The sequence below is a fragment of the Methylobacterium sp. AC433 genome, from assembly GCF_979253015.1.
Window position 1 is genome coordinate 39,583 of record NZ_CEEDBN010000019.1, and the last position, 23,348, is coordinate 62,930.

The window sequence follows — 23,348 nt, forward strand, 5'->3', positions numbered from 1 at the left end:
CTATAGCCCTGGACCCAGCATGACAGCCGCGCCTCCCAGCTTCCCCCACCGGCACCTGCTCGGGATCGAGGGGCTCACTCGACCCGACATCGAGATCCTGCTCGACCGGGCGGAGGACGCCGTCGCCCTCTCGCGCCAGGTCGAGAAGAAGCGCACCACCCTGCGCGGCCGCACCCAGATCAACCTGTTCTTCGAGCCATCCACGCGCACGCAGAGCTCTTTCGAGCTGGCGGGCAAGCGTCTCGGGGCCGACGTGATGAACATGTCGGTGGCCTCGTCGTCGGTGAAGAAGGGCGAAACCCTCATCGACACCGCCGCAACCCTCAACGCCATGCGGCCCGACATCATCGTGGTTCGCCACCACGCGGCCGGCGCCGTGCACCTTCTGGCCCGCAAGGTCGACTGTGCCGTGGTCAATGCCGGCGACGGCGCCCACGAGCACCCGACGCAGGCGCTCCTCGACGCGCTGACGATCCGGCGCAACAAGGGCCGGATCGAAGGCCTGCGGGTCGCGATCTGCGGCGATGTCCTGCACAGCCGCGTGGCACGCTCGAACCTGATCCTGCTCCAGGCTCTCGGCGCGCGGGTGCGGGTGATCGGACCCTCGACCCTGCTGCCCACCGGCATCGAGCGCTTCGGCGTCGAGGTCTTCACCGACATGCGTAAGGGCCTGGAGGGCTGCGACATCGTCATGATGCTGCGCCTGCAGCGCGAGCGCATGAACGGCTCCTTCGTGCCCTCCGTGAAGGAATATTTCCGCTATTTCGGCCTCGATGCCGACAAGCTGCGGCTTGCCGACCCCGATGCCCTGGTGATGCATCCCGGCCCGATGAATCGGGGCGTCGAGATCTCCTCGGAGATCGCCGACGGGGCGCAGTCTCTGATCCGCGAGCAGGTCGAGATGGGGGTGGCCGTGCGCATGGCGGTGCTCGAAGCGCTGGCGACGCACCTGCCGAACGCGTGATCCGGCCGCGGCAGACGCTCGGCTACAGGCTCAGCAGCGCCCCTTCCGCGCCCGATACGTCCTCCGTGAATACCACCCGTGCGCCGTCGAGGGCGACGCGCCCGCCCGCGACGAGAGCCAGGGACTGGGGATAGAGCCGGTGCTCCTGCACCAGGATGCGGGCCGCCAGCGCGTCGGCATCGTCGCCGGGCCGAACCGGCACGGCCGCCTGCGCGATGATCGGGCCGGCATCGAGCTCGGGAACGACGTAGTGCACGGTGCAGCCATGCAGGCGCACCCCGGCGGCCAGGGCCTGCTCATGGGTGTGCACGCCCTTGAACAGCGGCAGGAGAGAAGGGTGGATGTTGATCATCCGCCCCGCCCAGGCCTCGACGAAGCCGGCGGAGAAGATCCGCATGAAACCGGCCAGGCACACGAGGTCGATATCGGCCGCCTCCAGCTCGGCGTTCAGCGCCGCGTCGAAGGTCTCCCGGCTCGGATAGGCCTTGTGATCGATGGCGCGGGTCGGGATGCCGCGTTCCGCCGCGTAGACGAGGCCGGGCGCCTCGGGAAGATTGGCCGCCACCAGCACGATCTCGGCCGGGTAGTCCGGCGCCTGCGCCGCCGCGATCAGCGAAGCCATGTTCGAGCCGCGCCCCGAGATGAGGATCGCGACGCGGGTCCGTCTTGCGGGCGCCATCAGAAGGCGAGCCGCCCTTCGAAGGTCACGGGCTCGGCCCCGCGCGGAGTGATCCGGCCGAGGCGAACCGGGGAGGCGCCGCCGAGGTCGAGGGCCTTCGACACGGCGCTCACGCTCTCGGGCGCCACCACCACCACCATGCCGATGCCGCAGTTGAAGGTGCGCAGCATCTCGGATTCGGCGACCCCGCCGACCTCCGAGAGCCAGCCGAAGACCGGCGGCGGGATGATCGCGTCGAGGTCGATGCTGATGCCGACGCCATCGGGCAGCACGCGGGGCAGGTTGTCGGGGAAGCCGCCGCCGGTGATGTGGGCGAGCGCCTTGATCCCGTCCGTGGTGCGCAGGGCCGCCAGCAGCGGCTTCACGTAGATCTGGGTCGGCTCCAGCAGGGCCTCGCCGAGCGTCCGGGCGGGCTCGAAGGGTGCCGGGTCGTCGTAGGACAGGCCGCTGCGCTCGACGATCCGACGCACAAGCGAGAAGCCGTTGGAATGGACGCCCGAAGAGGGCAGGCCCAGCACCACGTCGCCGGGCACGATGTTGCCGCGCGGCAGCAGTGTGCCGCGCTCGGCCGCCCCGACGCTGAACCCGGCCAGATCGTAGTCGGAACCGTCGTAGAGGCCCGGCATCTCGGCGGTCTCGCCGCCGATCAACGCACAGCCGGCGAGCCGGCACCCGGCCGCGATGCCGCGCACGATGTCGGCGCCGACCCCGGGCACCAGCTTGGCGGTGGCGAAGTAGTCGAGGAAGAACAGCGGCTCGGCGCCCTGCACGATGATGTCGTTCACGCACATCGCCACGAGATCGATGCCGATGGTGTCGTGGCGGTTCGTCTCGATGGCGATCTTGACCTTGGTGCCGACACCGTCGTTGGCCGCCACCAGGATCGGATCCTTGAAACCCGCGGCCTTCAGATCGAACAGGCCGCCGAAGCCGCCGATCTCGGCATCGGCCCCCGGCCGCCGGGTGGCGCGCACCAGCGGCTTGATCGTCTCGACCATGGCGTTGCCGGCATCGATGTCGACGCCCGCCTGCGCGTAGGTCATTCCGTTTTTGGGCTCGCCGGTCATCCGCGCCGCTCTCCGAGGGTCCGTGTTCCGCGACCTCTAACCGCTCCCGCGCGCCTCCGCGAGTCCGTCGTCGCGGGTAGCGGGTATTCGTGCCCCGATCGGCGCCCAGGGGCCGATGCGAGCGAGGGAAGGCGCGTCGGCATGCATCCCGCAGCCTTGACCCCATCCCCTCCCGTTCCCACTGTTGGTCCGCGAACGACGACGTGAACGGGGAACGGCCGATGCGCGGCAGGGCGATGATCGGGCTGATGGCCCTCGTGGGCCTCGCCCTGCTGGTCTACCTCCTCGCCGACGTACTGCTGCCCTTCGTGGCGGGCTTGGCCCTGGCCTACCTTCTCGATCCGATCGCCGACCGGCTGGAGCGCCTCGGGCTTGGACGACTGGCCGCCTCGCTTCTCATCCTGGCGGTGTTCGTGGTCGGACTCGTGGTCGTCCTGCTCATCGCGGTGCCGCTGGCCGCCAACCAGATCTCGGCCCTGATCGCGACCCTGCCCGGCATGGTCTCGCGGCTGCAGGGCATCCTGGCGGACAGGGCGGGGCCGCTGCTGCAGCGGGTGGGCGGGGCCGACGTCCTCACCGACCTGCAGTCGCAGGTCGGGACGCTGGTCGGGCAGGGGGGCACCTGGTTCCTCGCCTTCCTCAAGTCCCTGTGGTCGGGCAGCCAGGCCCTGATCTCCATCGCGTCGCTCCTCGTGGTGACGCCGGTGGTGGCGTTCTACCTGCTGGTCGACTGGGACCGGATGATCGCGACCCTCGACCGGTGGGTGCCCCCGCGCCACCGCCCGGTGGTGCGGCGCCTCGGGCGCGAGATCGACGGAGCGGTCACCGGCTTCGTCCGCGGCCAGACCCTGGTCTGCCTCATCCTCGGCACCTTCTACGCCGTCGGCCTGTTCCTGGTCGGCTTGAACTTCGGCGTGCTCATCGGCCTGATCGCGGGCTTCCTGACCTTCATCCCGTATGTCGGGACGCTGACCGGGTTCCTGCTCTCGGCCGGCGTCGCCCTGGCGCAGTTCTGGCCGGATTCCGATTGGCTGCATATCGGGCTGACCATCGGGGTCTTCGTCGTCGGACAGTTCCTCGAGGGCAACATCATCTCGCCCAAGCTGGTCGGCGAGTCGGTCGGCCTGCATCCGGTCTGGCTGATGTTCGCCCTCCTCGCCTTCGGCTCGCTGTTCGGCTTCCTCGGGCTGCTGCTCGCGGTCCCGGTGGCGGCCTCCATCGGCGTGCTCGTCCGCTTCGTCCTGGAGCGTTACCTCCAGAGCCCGCTCTACTACGCGGACGCGCCCGTGCTCCTGTCCAAGCCCGAACCCTGAATGGCAACCCGCGACACCGTCCCCCCGAAGCAGCTGGCCTTCGATCTGCCGGCCGACCCACGCTACGGCCGCGAGGACTTCCTCGTGGGACCGGCCAACGAGGCCGCCTACGCGCTCATCGAGGCCTGGCCGAACTGGCCCGACACGGTGTGCCTGCTGACCGGGCCGCCGGGCAGCGGCAAGAGCCACCTCGCCTCGATCTGGGCGACGCGCTCCCACGCCTGGACCGCGCAGGCCACGGAGGTCACGGCCGCCACGGTCCCGCGCTTCCTCTCCAACGGCGCCCTGGTGATCGAGGATGTCGACCGGGCGGGAGCGGACGGAACCGTGCCCCGCGACGAGGCGGCCCTGTTCCATCTCCTCAACCTCGCCCGCGAGCGCGGCTGCCCGGTTCTCGTCACCTCCGCCACCTCGGTGGAGGGCCTGGGCCTGACCACGGCGGACCTGCGCTCGCGCCTGCGTCTCGCGCCCGGCGCCACCATCCTGCCCCCCGACGACGCCCTGCTGCGCGCCGTCCTCGTCAAGCTGTTCGTCGACCGGCAGCTGGTGGTGGACCTCGCCATCGTCGAGGCCCTGGCCCTGCGGATCGACCGCTCCCTGGGGCGGGCCCGCGAGGTCGTCACCGCCCTGGACCGGGATGCCCTGAGCCGGGGCCGGCGCATCACCAAGCCCCTGGCGCTGGCGGTGCTGGAACGCCTCGGCTTCGGGGCCGAAGCGCCGGACGACGAGGAACCGGAGGATGAGGATCAGCCCGAGCCCGGGGACGAAGGGCTTGCGTGAGGACGAAGGGCTTGCGTGAGGACGAAGGGCTTGCGTGAGAATGGCGCGCCGGCTCGTCCGGCGACCGACGATCGTCATTCAACTGTCACAAACGCCGACCCGGGCCGTGCTACGACGCCGACCCCTCAACCTGTAGGAGAAGACCTCTTGGCGGATATGGACTCGGACGCGACCGCAGCGGATGACGGAACCCCGCGTGTCACCGAGGGCCGCGCCCGGGCGGCCCGTCCGACCGCTCGGCGGACCGCGCCGCCCGTATCGGGGGCTCCCAAGCCGCGGCCGGGGAAGGCGATCCAGGAGGATCTCACGGAGGCGAGGGGGCCGGTGTCCGGAGCCCCGCGCTCGGAAGCCCCGACGTCCGAAGCTTCGGCCTCGGACGCCCTGCCCGACGCCGATCTCGACCTGCCGCCGCCCGGAGACCTGCCGCCGCCCGCCGAAATCCTGCCCGGCGCCGAGGCACGCGACTCCGTTCGCGAGGCGGGGCTCGCCCTGCGGCACTCTCCCGAGCGCTTCGTCAACCGCGAACTGTCCTGGCTCCAGTTCAATCGCCGGGTGCTGGAGGAGGCCTCGAACGCGAACCATCCCCTCCTGGAGCAACTTCGCTTCCTCTCGATCTCGGCCAACAACCTCGACGAGTTCTTCATGGTGCGCGTCGCCGGCCTGCACGATCAGGTCCGCGCCGGCCTCGTCCTGCCCTCGCAGGACGGCCTGACCCCGGCCGAACAGCTCGCCCGGGTCGGAACCGAGGTCTCGCACCTTGCCCTGGACCAGCAGGCGCGCTGGCGCGAGCTGCGCGGGGAACTCCTCGGCGCCGGCATCGAGCTCCTGGAGCCCGCCGGCCTGACTCAGGTGCACAGGGCATGGCTGGAGGACTACTTCCTCAACCTCGTCCTGCCGGTGCTGACGCCGCTGGCCATCGACCCGGCGCACCCGTTCCCGTTCATTCCCAATCTCGGCTCCACGATCGCGCTGATGCTGGTGCGTCCGCGCGACGGCCGGACCCTGCGCGCGCTGATCCGGCTCCCGGCGGTGCTCGACCGGTTCGTGCGCCTGCCGGATGCCGAGAACGATGCGACCGCCCGCTTCATCGCCATCGAGCAGGTCATCGTGCTGTTCACCGGGCGGCTCTTTCCCGGCTACGCCGTGCGCGGGCAGGGCGCGTTCCGCGTCATCCGCGATTCCGACCTCGAGATCGAGGAGGAGGCCGAGGACCTCGTCCTGCATTTCGAGACGGCCCTGAAGCAGCGCCGCCGCGGCGTCGTCATCCGGCTGGAGGTCGAGGCCGGCATGCCCGAGGACCTGCGCGCCTTCGTGGCCGACGAGCTCGAGATCGGCAGCGACGCGGTGATCTTCGTGGAAGGCATGCTCGCCCTCAACGAGCTCTCGCAGATCGTCGGCATCGACCGGCCGGACCTGAAGTTCAAGTCCTACAACCCGCGCTTCCCCGAGCGCATCCGCGAGAGCGGCGGCGACGTCTTCGCGGCGATCCGGCAGAAGGACTTCATCGTCCACCACCCCTACGAATCCTTCGACGCGGTGGTGCAGTTCCTCGCCCAGGCCGCCCGCGACCCCAACGTGGTGGCGATCAAGCAGACGCTCTACCGCACCTCCTCGAACTCGCCGATCGTCGCCGCCCTCGCGGAAGCCGCCGAGCTCGGCAAGTCGGTGACCGCCCTCGTCGAGCTGAAGGCCCGCTTCGACGAGGAGGCCAACATCCGCTGGGCGCGCAACCTGGAGAAGGCCGGCGCGCAGGTGGTGTTCGGCTTCATCGAGCTGAAGACCCACGCCAAGCTGTCGATGGTGGTGCGCCGGGAGGGCGACCGCCTGGTCACCTACTGCCACGTCGGCACCGGCAACTACCACCCGATCACCGCGCGCATCTACACCGACCTATCCTTCTTCACCGCCGATCCGGCGGTGGCGCGGGACGTCAGCCGGATCTTCAACTTCATCACCGGCTATGCGGAACCGGCCGAGCTGGAGCGGATGTCGGTCTCGCCGCTGACCCTGAAGCCGCGCCTCCTCGAGCACATCGAGGCGGAGGTGGCCCACGCGAAGGCGGGCCGGCCGGCCGCGATCTGGATCAAGTGCAACTCGCTGGTCGACCAGCAGATCATCGATGCGCTCTACGACGCCTCCCAGGCGGGTGTGCAGATCGACTGCGTGGTGCGCGGCATCTGCTGCCTCCGGCCCGGCATCCCGGGGCTGTCGGAGACGATCCGGGTCAAGTCGATCGTCGGGCGCTTCCTGGAGCACGAGCGCATCTACTGCTTCGGTAACGGCGTCGGGCTGCCCCATCCGAAGGCGGTCGTCTACATCTCGTCCGCCGACCTGATGAGCCGGAATCTCGACCGCCGCGTCGAGGCGCTCCTGCCGATCACCAATCCGACGGTGCATCAGCAGGTGCTGGACCAGATCATGCTGGCCAACCTCCTCGACAACCGACAGAGCTGGCGTGTACTGGCGTCGGGTGCCAGCGAACGGATCCAGCCCGCAGAGGGGGAAGAGCCGTTCAATGCGCACAAGTATTTCATGACGAACCCGAGCCTGTCCGGGCGCGGCAAGTCGTCGAAGAAGTCCAGCCCGCGCGCCCTGAGCCGACGCGCGCAGCGTGGCTGACGGACCGTCCAGAGGAGCCCGCATGGGCCTCGACCCAGCCCGCCCCATGCCCGTTCGGGCAGCCGCCTCGCACGGGGCCGGGGACCACATCGAGCCGGTGGCGATCATCGACATCGGCTCGAACTCGGTGCGTCTCGTCGCCTATGACGGCCTGACCCGGGCCCCCACGCCGCTCTACAACGAGAAGGTGCTGTGCGGCCTCGGCCGTAACGTGCTCTCCACGGGGCGCCTCAACGAGGAGGCGGTCCGCCGCGCCCTCGTGGCGCTCGCGCGCTTCCGGGTGCTCTGCGCCACCATGCGGGTCTCGCGGACCTTCGTGTTGGCGACCGCCGCCGCGCGCGACGCCGAGAACGGCCGGGAATTCCTCGCGGCCGCGGAAACCGCCTGCGGCCAGCGCATCGAGCTGCTCTCCGGCCGGCGCGAGGCCGAACTGTCGGCGCTGGGGGTCATCTCGGGCTTCCACGCGCCCGACGGGGTCGTCGGCGATCTCGGCGGAGGCTCCCTCGAACTCGTGGACGTGCGCGGTGCCACCGTCGGGATGGGGGTGACGATGCCCCTCGGCGGCCTCGCCCTCCAGGATCTCTCGGGCGGCTCGGTCAAGAAGGCTCTCAAGATCGTCCGCGAGAACCTGAAGAAGGCCTCGCCGCAGCTGGAGACCCTGCGCGGGCGCAGCTTCTACGCCGTCGGCGGGACCTGGCGGGCCCTCGCGCGGCTGCACCAGTCGGCCCGGGGCTATCCGCTCCACGTCATGCACGGCTACAGCGTCGAGCCCTCGGACGAGCTCAACTTCCTCGAGGTGGTGGAGCGCACCGACGCGGCCCTGCTGCAGGATGTCGAGAGCGTCTCGGAGGCGCGGCGCCCGCTGCTGGCCTACGGCGCGGTGGTGCTGGAGGAGATCATCCGGATCGGGCGTCCGCGGGAGCTCGCGATCTCGGCCAGCGGCGTGCGCGAGGGCCTGCTCTACGAGCAGCTCGACCGCGACGCCCGCCTCGCCGATCCGCTCCTGGCGGCGGCGGCCGAGCTCAATGCCCTCCGCGCCCGCTCGCCGGGCCATGCCGGGGACCTCATCGCCTGGAGCGACCGCTTCATCGCCAGCCTCGACCAGCCCGAGACCGCCGACGAGCGCCGCCTGCGCCACGCCGCCTGCCTGCTCTCGGACATCGGCTGGCGGGCCCATCCCGACTATCGGGGCGAGCAGAGCGTCAACGTCATCACCCACGCGGCTTTCGTCGGCATCGATCACCCGGGCCGGGCCTATCTCGCCCTGGCCATCTATTTCCGCCACGAGGGCATCGCACCGGAGAAGGCGAGCCCGATGCTGCGCAGTCTCGCGGGTCCCCGCCTGTTCGAGCGCGCGCGCCTGCTCGGAGCCCTGTTGCGCCTCGCCTTCCCGCTCTCGGCCGGAATGGCCGGCGCCCTCGGGCGCATTCCCGTCACGGTCGAGGGAGGCCGGGTGACGCTGACGCTTCCGGCCGACCAGGGCTCCCTGCCTGGCGACCGTATCCTCAACCGGGTGCGCGGCCTCGGCCGCCTGTTCGGCCTCGAGGGCCGGATCGTCGAGGCCGATTGAACCAAAACGCGAGCGGAACTGTTTTCCGCGGCCGGTAAGGAGAAATTCGAGATGAAGTCACTTTGTGCAGCAGCGGTTCTTGGGCTGGCGGTCCTCGGCTCGATGAGCCCGGTCCTGGCCCAGCCCTATCGCGGCTACGACGACGGCTATCGTGGACGGGACGACGGGTACCGCGACCGTGAAGGCGATTTCCGGGACCGCGGCCGTGGCCGGCGGGACTACGGCTTCGACGAGGGAGAGTACCTGCGCTGCAATCCCGATGTGCGCCGGGCGGTCAACCGGGGCCAGATGGAGTCCGGCGCCGCGCATTACCGGGTCTTCGGCCGTCGCGAGGGCCGCCGCCTGAGCTGCTGAGGAGCGCGCTCGAGACCGGAACCTTGCTGGTACGATCCGCGCTTCGGAGACCCGATGTCCGAGGACTTGCCCCCGGGCATCGAACGCACCGGGCATCGGGAGCACCTCGAGCCGGGTCCCTGTCGATCCGTGACGCGTCCCAACGCGTGGACGCCGATCGAAACGCCGCGGCCAAGGGCCAGGGTCGTCGACGGATGCGGGCTCCAGCGCGGGAGCCTCATCGGCGATGACGATCTTCAAGGATCATTTCTCGGCCCAGTCGGCCGGATATGCTGCACACCGGCCGACCTATCCGCGAGACCTGGTCGACGCCCTCGCAGACGCCGCGCCGCGGCAGTCCCTCGCGCTCGACTGCGCCTGCGGCACGGGGCAGCTCTCGGTCCTGCTCGCCGGCCGGTTCGAGGCGGTCGTCGCCACCGATGCCAGCGCAGAGCAGATCGCCCATGCAACGCCGCATGCCCGCGTCCGCTACGGCACGGCGCCCGCCGAGCGGAGCGGCCTGCCGGAGTCCAGCGTCGACCTCGTCACCGTCGCCCAGGCAGCGCACTGGCTCGAACTCCCGGCATTCTACGCCGAGGTCCGGCGGATCGCGCGCCCGGGTGCGATCCTGGCCCTGGTCACCTACGGCGTGCTGCACGTGGAGGACCCGGCGGTCGACGCCGTGATGCAGCACTTCTACGGCCAGACCCTCGGACCCCATTGGCCGCCGGAGCGCCGACATGTCGAGGATGGGTATCGCGCGCTTCCATTCCCGTTCCCGGAAATCGGGATGCCGGATCTCGCGATCGCGCTGTCCTGGAGTCTGCCGGATCTCATCGGCTACACGGAGACCTGGTCGGCGGTCCGGGCCATCGAGAAGGCCATCGGCCGCGCGCCGATCGCTGCGTTCCAGGATGCTCTGGCCTCGGCCTGGGGCGACCCCGACGCGCAGAGGGCCATCCGCTGGCCCTTGTCGCTGCGCGCCGGTCGCCTCTGACCGGGTCGAGGCCCGCGGGTCAGGTCGTCCGCACCGGGAAGATCGCCTTCTTGACGATGGCGTGAACGCCCCAGTTTCCATCCACCACCTGGGTGATGCCGAAATCCACAGCAATGGACATCAGGGAGATCGCCTCGTCCTCGGTCAGGCCGTGCCCATGCATGAGGAACTGGCGCATCTTGCGGAAGGCGTCGCGCATGGCGAGGTCGACGGAGGACTTCGCGAAGATCGCGTTCTGTGCGTCGGGACCGAGATCGGCGAGGTAGTTCGGGTAGCTGAAGCCCGAGAGCACCCAGTCGTCGGCTGTCTCGATCATCGGAAAGTCGAGGGTCTCCAGGGCGGTGCCGGGGAGATCCGCCTTCTTGTGCAGGATGAACTGGAAGGTGCCGGTGAGGGAGCACTCGATGGCGGTGCCGCAGAGCTCGGAATCGCCCTGGCTCGCATGGGGGTCGCCCACCGAGAACAGGGCACCCGGGACGGCCACGGGGTAGTAGAGAGTGGCGCCCTTGCCGATGCGCCAGTTGTCGATGTTGCCGCCGGTGTAGCTGGGAGGAATCGAGTTCACCATCTCGGCTTCCTTCGGCGCCAAGCCCATCGTGCCGAAATGCGGACGGATTGGCACGCGAAAGCCCTTGAGCACGTCGAAGTTGCGCTGCGTCCTGGCGTGGTCCACCGGCAGGCCCGGATAGTCGATGGTCGGGTGGGCGACGCCGTTGGGGTCGGTGACGCCGGGCCAGCGGAAGCTGTAGACCGCCTGAGCCCAGTCGCGGGCACCCGTGGCGTCGACCTCGTAGATCGTCACCACCTCGCGCGGTCGGTCGCCCGTGATCATGTCCTTGTAGTGGTAGCCCCAGTTCGCGGCGGCGTTGCTGCCGAAGGTGCGGCCCTTGAAGGCCGGGTTGGCGCAGGGACGGGGCGCCACGTCGAGGATGCGCACCTCCAGCACGTCGCCGGGTTCCGCCCCCCGGATCGCCACCGGACCCGTGCAGATGTGCACGCCGAGGCCGCCGCCCGGTCCGAACTGGGCGTCCTCCGGCCCCGCCCCGCGCCGGGCGACGCCCTTCCTGTCCTTCGTCCAGAGGAAGACGCTCTCCGCGCCCGGATCGCCCGTGACCATGCGCTCGGCATCGTCGTTGGCGTGGTGGGTCAGGGTCTCGATGGTGACGTAGTCGCCGGACTCGATCTCGACCTGCGGCTTGAGGCTGCGGCTGAAATAGCCCCAATGCACCGTCTCCGCCGTGGCCGGGAGATGATAATGCGTCGTCTGCTTCAGGCTTCGCTTCGCGCTCGCCTCGGCGAGGGCGGGGCCCGGCAGAGTGAGGCCTCCGGCCATCAGGGCCGCCGCCCCGCCCGAGGCGACGAAGCCGCTCTTCAGGAAGGCGCGCCGCTCCGGCGCGAGATCCCCGAGAAAGCGGCGGCGATGCTCGGCGAAGTGGTCGCAACTCGGATCGTCACCCTGGCACATCGCGATCTCCTGTGGTCCCATTCAGCAGGAATATTGCATGCAAAGCAGCGGCCACGCTTCCCTTGCCAGGACATTTCGGCAACGAGTCCGACGCTCCCGCGTTTGTTCCTCGGCGGCCGGGCTGGTCCGCATGAGGGGCGCCGTAGCACCCGGGCGTCCCCTCCGGTGAACCCGCCGCTTCTGTACACAGGATGCCAAGACCTTTGACGACGGGCGTCGACCGTTCCCAGCTGCACCAGATCATCGCCGGCCTCACCGAGGGCGTGATCCTCATCGAGCCCGATCAGCGCATCACCTGGGCCAATGCGGCGGCCCTGGCGATGCACGGGGCGGCCGACCTCGCCGAGCTCGGTGGAACCGTCTCGGCGTTCCGCGACACCTTCGTGCTGCGCTACCGCAACAATCACGTCATCACCCGCACCCCGATCGAGCGGGTGCTGGCCGGCGAGACCTTCGACGAGGTCATCGTCAACGTCCGGCGAACGGACCGACCTGATTTCAACGCGATGCAGCGCATCCGAAGCCTCGTCATCACCGACGCGGCCGGCATCCCCGATTGCCTCGTGCTGATCCTGGCCGACGTGACGTCACAGTTCGAAGCCGAGGAGCGCTTCGAGAAGACCTTCAGCGCCAACCCGGCCCCGGCCGTGATCTGCCGCCTGTCGGACCTGCGCCACGTCAAGGTCAATCTCGGCTTCCTGGAGATGACGGGCTACCGCAGCGCCGACGTCATCGGGCGCAGCGTCTACGAGATCGACGTGCTGAACGAAGCCCGCAGCCGGGACCTCGCGATCGCCCGCCTCAATGCCGGCGAGACGATCCCGCAGATGGAGGCCTGCCTGCGCCTGCCGGACGGCGGCACCCGGTTCGTCATCGTGGCGGGCCAGCCCATCGACATGGGCGACGAGCCCTGCATGCTCTTCACCTTTGCGGATCTCGAACTGCGCAAGAAGGCGGAGACGGCCCTGCGCCACAGCGAGGAGCGCTTCGCCAAGGCGTTCCGCCTCACGCCCGTGCCGACCCTGCTGTGCCGGGCCGGCGGCCTCGCCGTGATCGGGATCAACCAGGCCTTCAGCCGGACCTTCGGCCACGACGAGGACGCGGTCGTCGGGCAGGAACTCGACGCGATCGGGCTGTGGGCCGACGACGCCCAGCGCGAACGCTTCGGGGCGGACCTCTCCGCGCAGGGGAGCGTCCTCGGATTCGAGGCCTGCCTGCGCAGCCGCGACGGCGCGGAGCTCGACTGCCTCGTCTCGGCCGAGAGCGTCACCATCGGAGACGAGGCCTGCCTCCTCGCGGTGCTGCAGGACATCAGCGACCGCAAGCGCTCCGAGCGCGAACTGTTCGACGCGATCGAGACCGTGATGGCCGACACCTCGTGGTTCAGCCGCGGCCTGATCGAGAAGCTCGGCAGCCTGCGCCAGCAGCGTTCGTCCGAGCCCGCGCCGGTCAGGCCCGATCTCACCCGCCGCGAGGGCGAGGTGCTGCGCCTGATCTGCCAGGGCCTCGGCGATGGCGCCATCGCCAAGCGCCTGAGCCTGACGCCCAACACCGTGCGCAACCACACCGCCGCGCTCTACCGCAAGCTCGGCATTCACCGCCGCGGCGAGGCGATCATCTGGGGCCGGGACAACGGCTTCGCGTCGTAGGCCGGGGTCGTAGGCCGGGGGCCTCGCACCCGCAGGTGGCCACCCTGATCGCGACGGCTTCGGATCGCCTGCCAACGCGCCGCCCCGCCCGTTTCCCGCCGGGAACGGGCGGGGCCGGGGTTCGTCGCGCAGCGACCGCCGCTACAGCGCCGCCCGGATCGCGGCGGCGATACGCTTCAGGCCCGCCTCGACACCGCCGCCCTTGATGTGGACGCGCAGGGCCCGGCGCCTGCGCTCGGCCAGGACCGCGAAGTCGCCCCGGGCCTGGGCCGCCACCACCGTGCCGAAGCCGAGGCTGCGGCCGGGGATCGCGAGATCGGCCGAGGGGTCGGCGGTGATCTGCAGGAACACACCGGTATCGGGGCCGCCCTTGTAGGCCTGCCCGGTGGAGTGCAGGAAGCGCGGCCCGAATTCGAGGCAGGTCGCGAGCCGGCGCTTGTCACGCAGAGCCACCCGGGCCTCCTGCAGGATCGCGTGGTGGCTCGGATTGCGCGCCACGTAGGCCAGCAGCGCCACGTAGTCGCCGTCCTTCGCCCGCGCGAGGTGGGCGGCGATGGCCGCCTCCAGCCCTTCGGCGGCCTGGGGCTGGGCGGCGGCATTGCCCGCATCCGCGTAGAGGGCGATCGTCGCGTCGGCGAAGATCGGCGTTTCGCCCGGCAGGGCGCCGCTCTTCTCGGCCGCGTCGAACAGCTTCTTCGTCTCGATCTTGCTCGCCTCGACGTCGGGCTGGTCGAAGGGGTTGATGCCGAGCATCGCACCCGCCACCGCCGTGGCGATCTCGAAGCGGAAGAATTCCTGCGGCAGCTGCTCCTCGTTGGCGAGCGTGATGTGCGCCACCGGGTGCCCCTCGCGCTCGAGGTTGCGGACGGCCTCGTCCTGGTGGGGATCGGCGCGTCCGTCGAGGCGCAGGTAGACGAAGAAGCGGTCGCGCCCGTAGACGGCGGGCACGTCGACCGGCTCACCGTCGATGGGGATCAGGCCCTTGCCCGCCTTGCCGGTGGATTCGGCGATGAGCTGCTCGGCCCAGGCGCCGAACGTGTCGATGCCCGGCGAAGCGATGATCGTGACCTTGTCGCGGCCGGCGGTGAGCGCAGCCGCGCCCAGGGCGGTGCCGAGGAGGACGCCCGGGTTCTGGGCCGGCGGCACGGCCGGGCCGCAGGAGCGGACCATGGTGCGGGCGGTGTCGAGGAAGGTCTTCACGTCGATGCCCGAGGCCGCCGCCGGCACCAGGCCGAACGCCGACAGCACGGAGTAGCGCCCGCCGATCTGCGGCACGCCGTAGAAGATCTTCCGGAAGCCGTCGGACTTCGCGGCCTTCTCCATGGCCGAGCCCGGATCGGTGACGGCGACGAAGTGCGCGCCGGCCTTGTCGGCGCCGACCGTCTCCTTCATCCGGCCGAGGAAATAGTCGCGGAAGACGTTGGGCTCGAGGGTCGAGCCCGACTTGCTCGCCACGATGAACAGCGTGGTGGGCAGCGCGATCGCGGCTTCCGTCTCGCGGACCTGATCCGGGTCGGTGGAATCGAGGATGCGCAGGGTCGGAAAACCCTCGCAGCTGCCGTAGGTCTCGGCGAGCACCTCCGGGCCGAGGCTCGAGCCGCCCATGCCCAGCACGACGACGTCGGTGAAGCCGCCCGCCCGCACCTCCTCGGCGAAGGCTTCGTATTCGGCGACGCGCTCCAGCTCGTCCTCGACGATGCGCAGCCAGCCGAGCCAGCGATCCTCGTCGGCCCCGCTCCAGACGGTCTTGTCGTGGGCCCAGAGCCGGCGGATCTTGCCGGACGCGCGCCACTCCTCGACCGCCTTCTTGGCGGCGGCGCCGAGCGTTTCCCCGAGCACCAGGGTCTGTGCGTCGAGCTTGGGCCCGAGGAAGTCGATCCGCTTGGCCGCCACCGCGCCGAGGAGCTTGTCGGCGGCATCGATGAAGAGCTGCACGCCCTCGTCGACCAGGGTGTCGGCGACCGTCTCGATGTCGATGCCGGCCTCGGCGAGGCGCGCCATCACGGCCTGCGCGCCCGCGACGTCGCTCTCGATGGCGGCCTTGACGGTGCCGTGGTCACGGAACGCGTCCATGGTCGCCGGCGGCATGGTGTTGACGGTGTCGGGGCCGATCAGCTCCTCGACGTAGAGCACGTCGGAATAGGCCTTGTTCTTGACGCCCGTGGAGGCCCAGAGCAGGCGCTGGGCCTTGGCCCCCTTCCGCGCGAGCGCCTGCCAGGCCGGCTCGGCATGGATGGCCTTGTAGCGCTGGTAGGCGAGTTTGGCGTTGGCGACGGCGACCTTGCCCTTGAGGTCGTCGAAGCCGCCGGCCTCGTCCAGGGCCTTGTCGACGGCCACGTCGATGCGGCTGATGAAGAAGCTCGCCACGCTGGCGACCTTCGAAACGTCGCCGCCCTTGGCCGCGAAGGCCTCCAGCCCGGCGATGAAGGCACGGGCGACCGCCTCGTAGGTGCCAACCGAGAACAGCAGCGTGACGTTGATGCTGATGCCGTCCGCGGTCAGGGCCTGGATCGCCGGGATGCCCTCGCGCGTGGCCGGCACCTTCACCATCAGGTTGTCGCGGGCCACCATCCTGTGGAGGCGACGGGCCTCCGCCAGGGTCTCCTCGGTGTCGAGGGCGAGGTAGGGCGAGACTTCCAGGCTGACGTAGCCGTCGGCGCCGTCGGATCCGTCATAGACCGGGCGCAGCACGTCGGCGGCGGCCTGGATGTCGGCCACCGCGCAGCCCTCGTAGAGGTCGATGACGCGAGCATCCCCCGTGTCCATCACGGATTTCAGCGCGTCGTCGTATTCCGAGGAGCCGCCGATGGCCTTCTCGAAGATCGAGGGGTTCGAGGTGACGCCGCGCAGGCCGTCCTCGTCCACCAGGGCCTTGAGCTTGCCCTGCGCCACGAAGCCCCGGGCGACGAAATCGAGCCACACGGCCTGACCCTGTTCGGGGAAGAGAGCCTTGAGCGGGTTCATGGAAAACTCCTCGTCGTCCGGGCGCCGGGCCTGGAGCCGCGTCGCCGATAGATATCACCGGTTGTGCCCTCTCCCCATGAAGGGAGAGGTGACCACGTTCGTGAGCCCTAGCGTTTGTGCCGGGCGATCTGGTCGCGGGCGGCCTGGAGCACCTTCTCGGGGGTGAAGCCGAACTTCGTCTGCAGGTCCTTGATCGGTGCCGAGGAGCCGAAGGTGTGCATGCCGATGATCGTGCCGGCCGAGCCCGCGTAGCGGTCCCAGCCGATGACAGAGCCCTGCTCGACGGCGACGCGGGCCAGCACGTCCGGGATCAGCACGCTGTTGCGGTAGGCCTCGTCCTGGCGCTCGAACAGGTCCCAGGACGGCATCGAGACGACGCGGGCCCTCACGCCCTCGGCCTTCAGCGCCTCGTAGGCGCCGACGCAGAGCTGGACCTCGGAGCCCGTGCCGATGAGGATGACCTCCGGCGTGCCCTCGCAATCGGCCAGCACGTAGGCGCCTCGCGCCGTGCCGGAGGCAGGGGCGTACTTCGCACGGTCGAGGGTCGGCAGGGGCTGGCGGGAGAGCGCCAGCACCGCCGGCTGGTCCTTCAGGCCCATGATCACCCGATAGGATTCGGCGACCTCGTTGGCGTCCGCCGGGCGGAGCGTGACGAGGCCGGGGATCGCCCGCAGGGTCAGCAGCTGCTCCACCGGCTGGTGGGTCGGGCCGTCCTCGCCGACGCCGATCGAATCGTGCGTGAAGACGTGGAAGACCGGCACCTCCATCAGCGCCGCCAGGCGGATCGGCGGACGCATGTAGTCGGCGAAGACCAGGAAGGTGGCTCCGTAGGCGCGCAGGCCGACGAGACCGAGACCGTTCACGACCGAGCCCATCGCGTGCTCGCGCACGCCGAAATGGATGTTGCGGCCGCCCGGCTCGAAGGGCGTGAGCGAGCCGGCGCCCTCGAAGGTCAGGTTGGTCTTGTTGGACGGCGCGAGATCGGCCGAGCCGCCGAGCATGAACGGCACGTGCTGCGCGATGGCGTTGAGCACCTTGCCGGAGGATTCCCGGGTGGCGAGGCCCTTGGCGTCCGCCGCGAAGTCCGGGATGTCCCGGTCCCAGCCGTCCGGCAGCCGGCCTTCGAGATACGCGTCGAGTTCCTCGGCATGGGTCGGGTCCGCCGCCCTGGCCTCGTGGAAGAAGCCCTCCCAGGTGGCGTAGAGCTCGGCGCCGCGCTTGCCGATGCCGTTGCGGAAATTGTCGTAGACGCCGTCCGGCACCAGGAACTGCGCGTCCTCGGGCCAGCCATAGGCGCGCTTGGCGCCCTTGACCTCGTCCTCGCCGAGGGCGTCCGAGTGGGCCTTGGCGGTGTTCTGCTTCTTGGGCGCGCCGTAGCCGATGATCGAGTTGACGACGATCAGCGTCGGGCGATCGCTGGACTGGAGGAAGGTCTCCAGGGCGGACGAGACCGCGTGGACGTCGTTGGCGTCGGCCACGCGCAGGACCTGCCAGCCATAGGCGAGGAAGCGGGCCGCGACCTCCTCCGAGAAGGCCAATTCCGTATGGCCCTCGATCGTGATGGTGTTGTTGTCGTAGATCCAGCACAGGTTCGACAGGCGCAGGTGCCCGGCGATGGAGGCGGCCTCCGAGGCGACGCCCTCCATCAGGTCGCCGTCCGAGCAGATGGCGTAGACGTTGTAGTCGAACAGCGGCAGGTCGGGCCGGTTCAGGCGCTCGCCGAGGAAGCGGCCGCCCATCGCCATGCCGACGGAGTTCGCCACGCCCTGGCCGAGGGGGCCGGTGGTGGTCTCGACGCCGGTGGTGAAGTGGTACTCGGGGTGGCCCGGGGTCCGGCTGTCGAGCTGGCGGAAGTTCTTGAGGTCGTCGATGGTCAGAGCGGGTGCGTTGCCGCCGTCCTTCTCGGTGACACCGGCGAGGTGGATCAGCCCGTAGAGCAGCATCGAGGCATGGCCGGCCGAGAGCACGAAGCGGTCGCGGTTCGGCCAGTGCGGGTGCGCCGGGTCATAGCGCAGGTAGCGGTTCCAAAGGGTGTAGGCCACCGGCGCCAGCGCCATCGGGGCGCCGGCATGGCCCGAATTGGCCTTCTGCACCGCGTCGATGGCGAGCGTCCGGAGCGTGTCGATGCTGAGCTTGTCGATCTCGCTCAGGGCCGCGTTCGGCTTGGTGTCTGCTCCGCTCATTGCTCGTCGTCCTTCATCTCTGGGCTTGTTCGCCGTGGGCGTCCGGAACGCTCAGGCGTCGCGCCGTTGGGGGGCGGGCGGGGCCGCACCCGGGGATCCGGCATCCGCGGAGCCGCTGCTCCGCTCCTTGGCCGGACCCTCGGCCCGGCTGTAGTTGAGAATGGTGTTCACCAGCGTGACGTGGCTGAAGGCTTGCGGGAAGTTTCCCACCAGGCGCCGGGCCTCCACATCATACTCCTCCGCCACCAATCCGACATCGTTGCAGACGCCGATCAGCCTCTCGATCAGCGTACGCGCCTCCGCGCAGCGCCCGAGGCCGATGAGGTTGTCGGCGTACCAGAAGGAGCAGGGCAGGAACGCGCCCTCGTCGCCGGGCAGCCCGTCGGTCGTCTGGTTCTCGGTGTCGTAGCGCAGCACGAAACCGTCCCGCATCAGGGTCCGCCCGATCGCCTCCACCGTGCCGACCACCCGGGGATCGTCCTGGGGCAGGAAGCCCATATGGGCGATGAGCAGCAGGCTCGCGTCGAGCCGCTTCGAGCCGTAGGACTGCACGAAGCTGTTCAGCTCCGGGTCGAAGCCCTTGGCGCAGACCTCGGCGTGAATCTGGTCGCGGATCTCGCGCCAGCGTCCCACCGGGACGTCGCGGGCGCGGCTTGGCCGATGGCTGAGGCCGGTGGTGCGGATCTCGTCCTGCTCCCGGGTCTCCGCCTCCTCGAAGGAGCGGATGGCCCGGTCGAAGGCGACCCAGGCCATGACCTTCGAATGCACGAAGTGGCGGCGCCCTCCGCGGACCTCCCAGATGCCCTCGTCCGGGGTGCACCAGACTTTCTCCAGGTGGCGCAGCAGCGCCTCGCCGACCCGCCAGCCATCCGCGTCGCCCTGGAGACCGCGCTGGCGCGCCTGGTAGAGCGCGTCGAAGATCTCCCCGTAGACGTCGAGCTGGAACTGCTCCACCGCCGCGTTGCCGATGCGCACGGGCTTCGAATTCTCGTATCCCGGGAGCCAGTCGAGCTCGATCTCGGGCAGCATGCGCTCGCCGGCGATGCCGTAGAGGATGTGCGCCTGCTCCGGATTGCCGGCCACCGCGCGCACCAGCCAGTCGCGCCAGGCGCGGGCTTCGTCGATGTAGCCGCCATCCATCAGGGCGATGAGGGTGAAGGTGGAATCGCGCAGCCAGCAGAACCGGTAATCCCAGTTGCGCACGCCGCCGAGATCCTCCGGCAGGGAGGTGGTGGGTGCGGCCACGATGCCGCCGGTGGGCTGGTAGATCAGCGCCTTCAGGGTGAGCAGCGAGCGCTTCAGGATCGCGTCCCAGGGCGTGCCCGAGGCCGCCCGGCTCGACCAGTCGCGCCAGTAACGGTCGGTCTCGAACAGCACCTTGCGCGGCTGGATCGGCGCCGGGTCGTCCTCGTGGGAGGCGCCGTAGCTCAGGGTGAAGGCCACGCTCTGGCCGGCCTCCACGGTGAAGTCGGAGACGGTGGTCTGGTCCTCCCCGTGGGTGGGCACCAGGGTGCGCAGCACCACCTTGTGCGGCCCCGAGATCGCGCGCAGGTCGCCGAGCTCGTTGTGCGAGACCCAGGGCACCGCCAGCCCATAGTCGAAGCGCACGCGCAGCCGCATCCGCATGGGCACGGAGCCCTCGAGGCCCTCGATGATCCGCACGAGATGCGCGCCGTCGTTGGCGGGCATGTAGTCGGTCACCCGCACGCTGCCGCCGGCGGTCTCGTGCCGGGTCTCCAGGACCAGGCTGCCCTCGCGATACTGGCGCGTGGTGGTGGCCTCCTCGACGGGGCCGAGCTTCCAGTAGCCGTGATCCTCGGTGCCGAGGAGGGCGGCGAAGCAGGCGGCGGAGTCGAAGCGGGGCCAGCAGAGCCAGTCGACGCTGCCGTCGCGGGCGATCAGCGCAGCCGTGCGGCCATCGCCGACGAGCGCGTAATCCTCGATCCGTCCGGCCATCCAGGTCCTCGTGTCCGCGCAGCCGGCCGTCACGCGGCGCGCGGCGGTGCATCATCGCTGGCGTCCACCTAGTCCCCGAACGGGGCAGGGTCCAGGGTCGGCGGGGCAATTGCCGCGCGCATTCCGCGCGAAACGGTGACCGGCCTCAGCGCAGGCGCTCGACCCAGCCGGACACGGCGGCTCCGAGGGTCGTGGTCCCGGCCCCGAGCGCCGCGCCCTGCGCACCCACGAAGGCGCCGGCCGCCGCGCCGGCGCGCGTCACGGCGCGGATCGTCGGCGCGAAGGGCAGGGCGGCTTCCGGCAGCACGCCCTCGTCCCCGTCGGAGAGGGCAGTGGCGGCCTCGACCTCCGCCACGAAGGGCAGCGGCTTGTCCGCCGGAGAGGTCTTGCCGGCGACACGGGGCGCCTCGACCCGGCGGGGGGCCGTCAGGCGGGTCACCGTCCGGGGGATGGACCGGTGAGCCTGGACGACGGGCGCCGGTTCCGCCTGGGCCACCATCGCCAGCGGAAACTGAGTCTGGAAGGCGAGGGGCGCCGGGATGTGGAGCGTCTCGGCCTTGGCCTCGGGCGCGGCCGCGACTGCCGTCGCCGGGACCGATGCGGGAGGCGCCACGGCCGTGGGCTCATGACAGAGGTAGGAGGCGGCGCCGAGGATCACCGCCATCATCAGGGTGGGCAGGAGGGGCGGGGTCACGCCGCGCGCCGTGCCCATGTCGAACGCCGAGGGAGCAGGGGGCGTGCACGCTGACATTCGGGTCACCTCGCTACGTGATTCGACGATCGGTCCGATGGCCGACGGCATTAGCCCGTCCGTTTGCGGCGGAACCTGGGCTGTTTCCTCTCCCGACGGTAACGGTCGTCCGGGTCTGACACTGATCCGGTCCGGGCATGAGGCCTATCCAGGCATGGCGCTTGCCTGGGCAAGCTCCGCCTGAAATTTTCTCTCAGGTTCTCCTGTCGTCCGCCGACGGAACATGGCAGTCCTCAGCCCGGCAGCGACCTGCCGCATCTCTCCGTTCCGATCCATTCTCAGACCCCGATGACCGAGCCGACCCTCACCGTCGCCGTGATCGATCCGAGCCGGGCGCGCGCCGCGATCCTCGAGGAGGGGCTCACGGCGGCTGGCTTCACCCGCGTCGTGGTCCTGCCGGACACGGCCGACCTGCCGGCCCGCGTGGCGGCCCTGAACCCGGACGTGGTCGTGATCCACCTGGAGAGCCCGAGCCGGGACATCCTGGAGCAGATGTCGGGCCTGTCGCGCCACGTGGAGCGGCCGGTGGCGATGTTCGTCGACCGCTCGGACGTACCGATGATGCAGGCGGCGATGGATGCGGGCATCTCCGCCTACGTCGTCGACGGCCTGCAGCCGCAGCGCATCCGTTCGATCCTCGACGTGGCGATCCTGCGCTTCAACGCCTTCGCGCGCCTGCAGCGCGAACTGTCGGAGGCGCGGGGCGAGCTCGCCGATCGCAAGCTCATCGAGCGGGCCAAGGGGATCCTGATGACGGCCAAGGGCCTCTCGGAGGAGGAGGCCTACCGGACGATGCGGCGCAAGGCCATGAACGAGAAGCGCAAGATCGCCGACATCGCCCGCGCGATCGTCACCGCGGCGGACCTCCTGGGATGAGGGGACCGCGCGGATGAGACTCGCCCTCGGATACGTCCCGCTCATCGACGCGGCGCCCCTGATCGCCGCCGTGGAATGCGGCTTCACCGCGGCCGAGGGGCTGGCGGTGGACCTCGTCAGCGAGCCCTCCTGGGCGACGCTCCGGGACAAGCTGGCGCTCGGCCACCTCGACGGGGCCCACATGCTGGCGCCCCTCGCCCTCGCCAGCGCCCTCGGCATCAGCGGCCCCGAGACCGACCTCGTCGTACCCCTCGGGCTCAGCCTCAACGGCAACGCCGTCACGGTCTCGCGCCCGCTCTGGGCCGAGATGGCGCCAGAGGCCGACGATCTCGACACGATCGCCCGCGCATTCGCCCGTGTCGCGCGCGGACGGGTCGCGCGGGGTCGACCCCTGACGCTCGGCACCGTGCACCCGTTCTCGTGCCACACCTACCAGCTCCGGATCTTCGCGGCCCGCGGCGGCCTCGACCTCGACGCGGACGTCCGGCTGGTGGTGATCCCGCCGCCCTGGATCGCCGAGGCCCTGCGCTCGGGACAGATCGACGGGTTCTGCGTCGGGAGCCCCTGGAACAGCGTCGCGGTGGCGGAGGGCTACGGCCGCATCGCCGCCTTCGGCTGCGACCTCGCCCCCGATTGCCCGGAAAAGGTGCTGGCCCTGCCGGCCTTCGCGGCGGAGACGAGCGCGCCCCTGATCCGGGCGGTGCACCGGGCCGGGCACTGGTGCGCGGCGCCCGAGAACCACCGCGAGCTGGCGAGCCTGCTCGCCCATCCGAGCCACCTCGGCATCGATCCGGGCCTCGTCCGCCGGGCTCTGGCCGGCACGGTGGTGGTCGACCCCGACGGGACCGAGCAGCGCGCCGGGCGCTTCGTGATGTTCGGCGCGGAGGCGGCGGCGCCGTCGCCCGGACACGCGGACTGGATCCTCGGCCAGATGGACGCCGCCGGCCAGATCACCGCGACCCAGGCCCAGGCCGCGCGCGCGCGGGCGATCTACCGGCCCGACCTCTACGCCGCGGCTCTCGGGAACTGAGCCGGGGCTCTGCTTCCCGCACCGGCAACCTGCCCGCGGATTGTGCAGTGCGACAAGTGGCGCGCGGCACGGCAGGCGCGCACGGCGCGCACCCTTCGAAGGGGGCCTCCGAAGGCTCCCGCGGCGGCGCAGAGACCCTGGCGCGGTGAGGC

The 23,348-nt window shown here is 70.4% G+C and carries 17 protein-coding genes; 10 read left to right on the plus strand and 7 right to left on the minus strand.

Annotated elements, in window-relative coordinates:
- Positions 1-19: 19 nt before the first annotated feature.
- Positions 20-964, plus strand: a complete 945-nt coding sequence (locus AC0IWM_RS20915) for an aspartate carbamoyltransferase catalytic subunit (RefSeq protein WP_471758161.1) — start codon at positions 20-22, stop codon at positions 962-964.
- 22 nt (positions 965-986) lie between these two features.
- Here the strand turns inward: AC0IWM_RS20915 and purN are convergent, their stop codons facing one another.
- Positions 987-1,643 carry a phosphoribosylglycinamide formyltransferase gene (gene purN, locus AC0IWM_RS20920; RefSeq protein ID WP_471758163.1) on the minus strand — a complete coding sequence of 219 codons (657 nt, stop codon included), beginning with the start codon at positions 1,641-1,643 and terminating at the stop codon, positions 987-989.
- Positions 1,643-2,710, minus strand: coding sequence for a phosphoribosylformylglycinamidine cyclo-ligase (purM, locus tag AC0IWM_RS20925; protein ID WP_471758165.1), 1,068 nt, complete (start codon positions 2,708-2,710; stop codon positions 1,643-1,645). Before purM ends, purN begins: the two co-directional genes overlap by 1 nt.
- A 221-nt stretch (positions 2,711-2,931) precedes the next feature.
- Between purM and AC0IWM_RS20930 the strand changes: the two genes are divergently transcribed.
- From AC0IWM_RS20930 to AC0IWM_RS20955, 6 genes are all read left to right on the plus strand, one after another.
- Positions 2,932-4,023, plus strand: a complete 1,092-nt coding sequence (locus AC0IWM_RS20930; RefSeq protein ID WP_056469315.1) for an AI-2E family transporter — start codon at positions 2,932-2,934, stop codon at positions 4,021-4,023.
- On the plus strand, positions 4,024-4,803 hold the full coding sequence (locus tag AC0IWM_RS20935; protein ID WP_471758167.1) for a P-loop NTPase family protein: 780 nt from the start codon (positions 4,024-4,026) through the stop codon (positions 4,801-4,803).
- Positions 4,804-4,959: 156 nt separating this feature from the next.
- Positions 4,960-7,422 carry an RNA degradosome polyphosphate kinase gene (locus AC0IWM_RS20940; RefSeq protein WP_471758227.1) on the plus strand — a complete coding sequence of 821 codons (2,463 nt, stop codon included), beginning with the start codon at positions 4,960-4,962 and terminating at the stop codon, positions 7,420-7,422.
- A 46-nt stretch (positions 7,423-7,468) separates the two neighbouring features.
- Positions 7,469-8,992, plus strand: coding sequence for an exopolyphosphatase (gene ppx / locus AC0IWM_RS20945; protein ID WP_471758229.1), 1,524 nt, complete (start codon positions 7,469-7,471; stop codon positions 8,990-8,992).
- 51 nt (positions 8,993-9,043) lie between these two features.
- Positions 9,044-9,346 carry a hypothetical protein gene (locus AC0IWM_RS20950; protein WP_471758169.1) on the plus strand — a complete coding sequence of 101 codons (303 nt, stop codon included), beginning with the start codon at positions 9,044-9,046 and terminating at the stop codon, positions 9,344-9,346.
- Between the two features lie 226 nt (positions 9,347-9,572).
- Complete coding sequence (locus AC0IWM_RS20955) at positions 9,573-10,322, plus strand: class I SAM-dependent methyltransferase (RefSeq protein ID WP_471758171.1); 750 nt, start codon at positions 9,573-9,575, stop codon at positions 10,320-10,322.
- 19 nt (positions 10,323-10,341) lie between these two features.
- Here the strand turns inward: AC0IWM_RS20955 and AC0IWM_RS20960 are convergent, their stop codons facing one another.
- Entirely contained in the window at positions 10,342-11,787 is a 1,446-nt protein-coding gene (locus AC0IWM_RS20960) for an acetamidase/formamidase family protein (protein ID WP_471758173.1), read from the minus strand.
- A 203-nt stretch (positions 11,788-11,990) separates the two neighbouring features.
- Between AC0IWM_RS20960 and AC0IWM_RS20965 the strand changes: the two genes are divergently transcribed.
- The gene (locus AC0IWM_RS20965) at positions 11,991-13,436 is read left to right on the plus strand and encodes a helix-turn-helix transcriptional regulator (protein WP_471758175.1); all 1,446 of its coding nucleotides are present in this window, start codon (positions 11,991-11,993) and stop codon (positions 13,434-13,436) included.
- Positions 13,437-13,577: 141 nt separating this feature from the next.
- On the opposite strand, the gene AC0IWM_RS20970 is transcribed toward AC0IWM_RS20965, so the two are convergent.
- The 4 genes from AC0IWM_RS20970 to AC0IWM_RS20985 form a co-directional block, all read right to left on the minus strand.
- Positions 13,578-16,400, minus strand: a complete 2,823-nt coding sequence (locus tag AC0IWM_RS20970; protein WP_471758177.1) for a bifunctional transaldolase/phosoglucose isomerase — start codon at positions 16,398-16,400, stop codon at positions 13,578-13,580.
- A 107-nt stretch (positions 16,401-16,507) separates the two neighbouring features.
- Positions 16,508-18,583, minus strand: coding sequence for a transketolase (gene tkt, locus AC0IWM_RS20975; protein ID WP_471758179.1), 2,076 nt, complete (start codon positions 18,581-18,583; stop codon positions 16,508-16,510).
- A gap of 51 nt (positions 18,584-18,634) precedes the next feature.
- The gene (locus AC0IWM_RS20980; protein ID WP_471758181.1) at positions 18,635-20,539 is read right to left on the minus strand and encodes a glycoside hydrolase family 15 protein; all 1,905 of its coding nucleotides are present in this window, start codon (positions 20,537-20,539) and stop codon (positions 18,635-18,637) included.
- A gap of 145 nt (positions 20,540-20,684) precedes the next feature.
- Entirely contained in the window at positions 20,685-21,233 is a 549-nt protein-coding gene (locus AC0IWM_RS20985; protein ID WP_471758183.1) for a hypothetical protein, read from the minus strand.
- A gap of 345 nt (positions 21,234-21,578) precedes the next feature.
- Between AC0IWM_RS20985 and AC0IWM_RS20990 the strand changes: the two genes are divergently transcribed.
- Together AC0IWM_RS20990 and AC0IWM_RS20995 are read left to right on the plus strand one after the other, a co-directional pair.
- Positions 21,579-22,166 carry an ANTAR domain-containing response regulator gene (locus AC0IWM_RS20990; RefSeq protein ID WP_056469287.1) on the plus strand — a complete coding sequence of 196 codons (588 nt, stop codon included), beginning with the start codon at positions 21,579-21,581 and terminating at the stop codon, positions 22,164-22,166.
- Positions 22,167-22,179: 13 nt separating this feature from the next.
- Positions 22,180-23,196, plus strand: coding sequence for a CmpA/NrtA family ABC transporter substrate-binding protein (locus AC0IWM_RS20995; protein ID WP_471758185.1), 1,017 nt, complete (start codon positions 22,180-22,182; stop codon positions 23,194-23,196).
- Positions 23,197-23,348: the final 152 nt, after the last annotated feature.

What these genes read in the sequence shown, in the direction of transcription:
- purM (WP_471758165.1), bottom strand. Translation starts at nt 2,710, where the DNA reads ATGACCGGCGAGCCCAAAAACGGAATGACCTACGCGCAGGCGGGCGTC.
- tkt (WP_471758179.1), bottom strand. Translation starts at nt 18,583, where the DNA reads ATGAGCGGAGCAGACACCAAGCCGAACGCGGCCCTGAGCGAGATCGAC.
- AC0IWM_RS20995 (WP_471758185.1), top strand. Translation starts at nt 22,180, where the DNA reads ATGAGACTCGCCCTCGGATACGTCCCGCTCATCGACGCGGCGCCCCTG.
- AC0IWM_RS20960 (WP_471758173.1), bottom strand. Translation starts at nt 11,787, where the DNA reads ATGTGCCAGGGTGACGATCCGAGTTGCGACCACTTCGCCGAGCATCGC.
- AC0IWM_RS20915 (WP_471758161.1), top strand. Translation starts at nt 20, where the DNA reads ATGACAGCCGCGCCTCCCAGCTTCCCCCACCGGCACCTGCTCGGGATC.
- AC0IWM_RS20930 (WP_056469315.1), top strand. Translation starts at nt 2,932, where the DNA reads ATGCGCGGCAGGGCGATGATCGGGCTGATGGCCCTCGTGGGCCTCGCC.
- purN (WP_471758163.1), bottom strand. Translation starts at nt 1,643, where the DNA reads ATGGCGCCCGCAAGACGGACCCGCGTCGCGATCCTCATCTCGGGGCGC.
- AC0IWM_RS20970 (WP_471758177.1), bottom strand. Translation starts at nt 16,400, where the DNA reads ATGAACCCGCTCAAGGCTCTCTTCCCCGAACAGGGTCAGGCCGTGTGG.
- ppx (WP_471758229.1), top strand. Translation starts at nt 7,469, where the DNA reads ATGCCCGTTCGGGCAGCCGCCTCGCACGGGGCCGGGGACCACATCGAG.
- AC0IWM_RS20935 (WP_471758167.1), top strand. Translation starts at nt 4,024, where the DNA reads ATGGCAACCCGCGACACCGTCCCCCCGAAGCAGCTGGCCTTCGATCTG.
- AC0IWM_RS20980 (WP_471758181.1), bottom strand. Translation starts at nt 20,539, where the DNA reads ATGGCCGGACGGATCGAGGATTACGCGCTCGTCGGCGATGGCCGCACG.
- AC0IWM_RS20990 (WP_056469287.1), top strand. Translation starts at nt 21,579, where the DNA reads ATGACCGAGCCGACCCTCACCGTCGCCGTGATCGATCCGAGCCGGGCG.
- AC0IWM_RS20950 (WP_471758169.1), top strand. Translation starts at nt 9,044, where the DNA reads ATGAAGTCACTTTGTGCAGCAGCGGTTCTTGGGCTGGCGGTCCTCGGC.
- AC0IWM_RS20955 (WP_471758171.1), top strand. Translation starts at nt 9,573, where the DNA reads ATGACGATCTTCAAGGATCATTTCTCGGCCCAGTCGGCCGGATATGCT.
- AC0IWM_RS20940 (WP_471758227.1), top strand. Translation starts at nt 4,960, where the DNA reads ATGGACTCGGACGCGACCGCAGCGGATGACGGAACCCCGCGTGTCACC.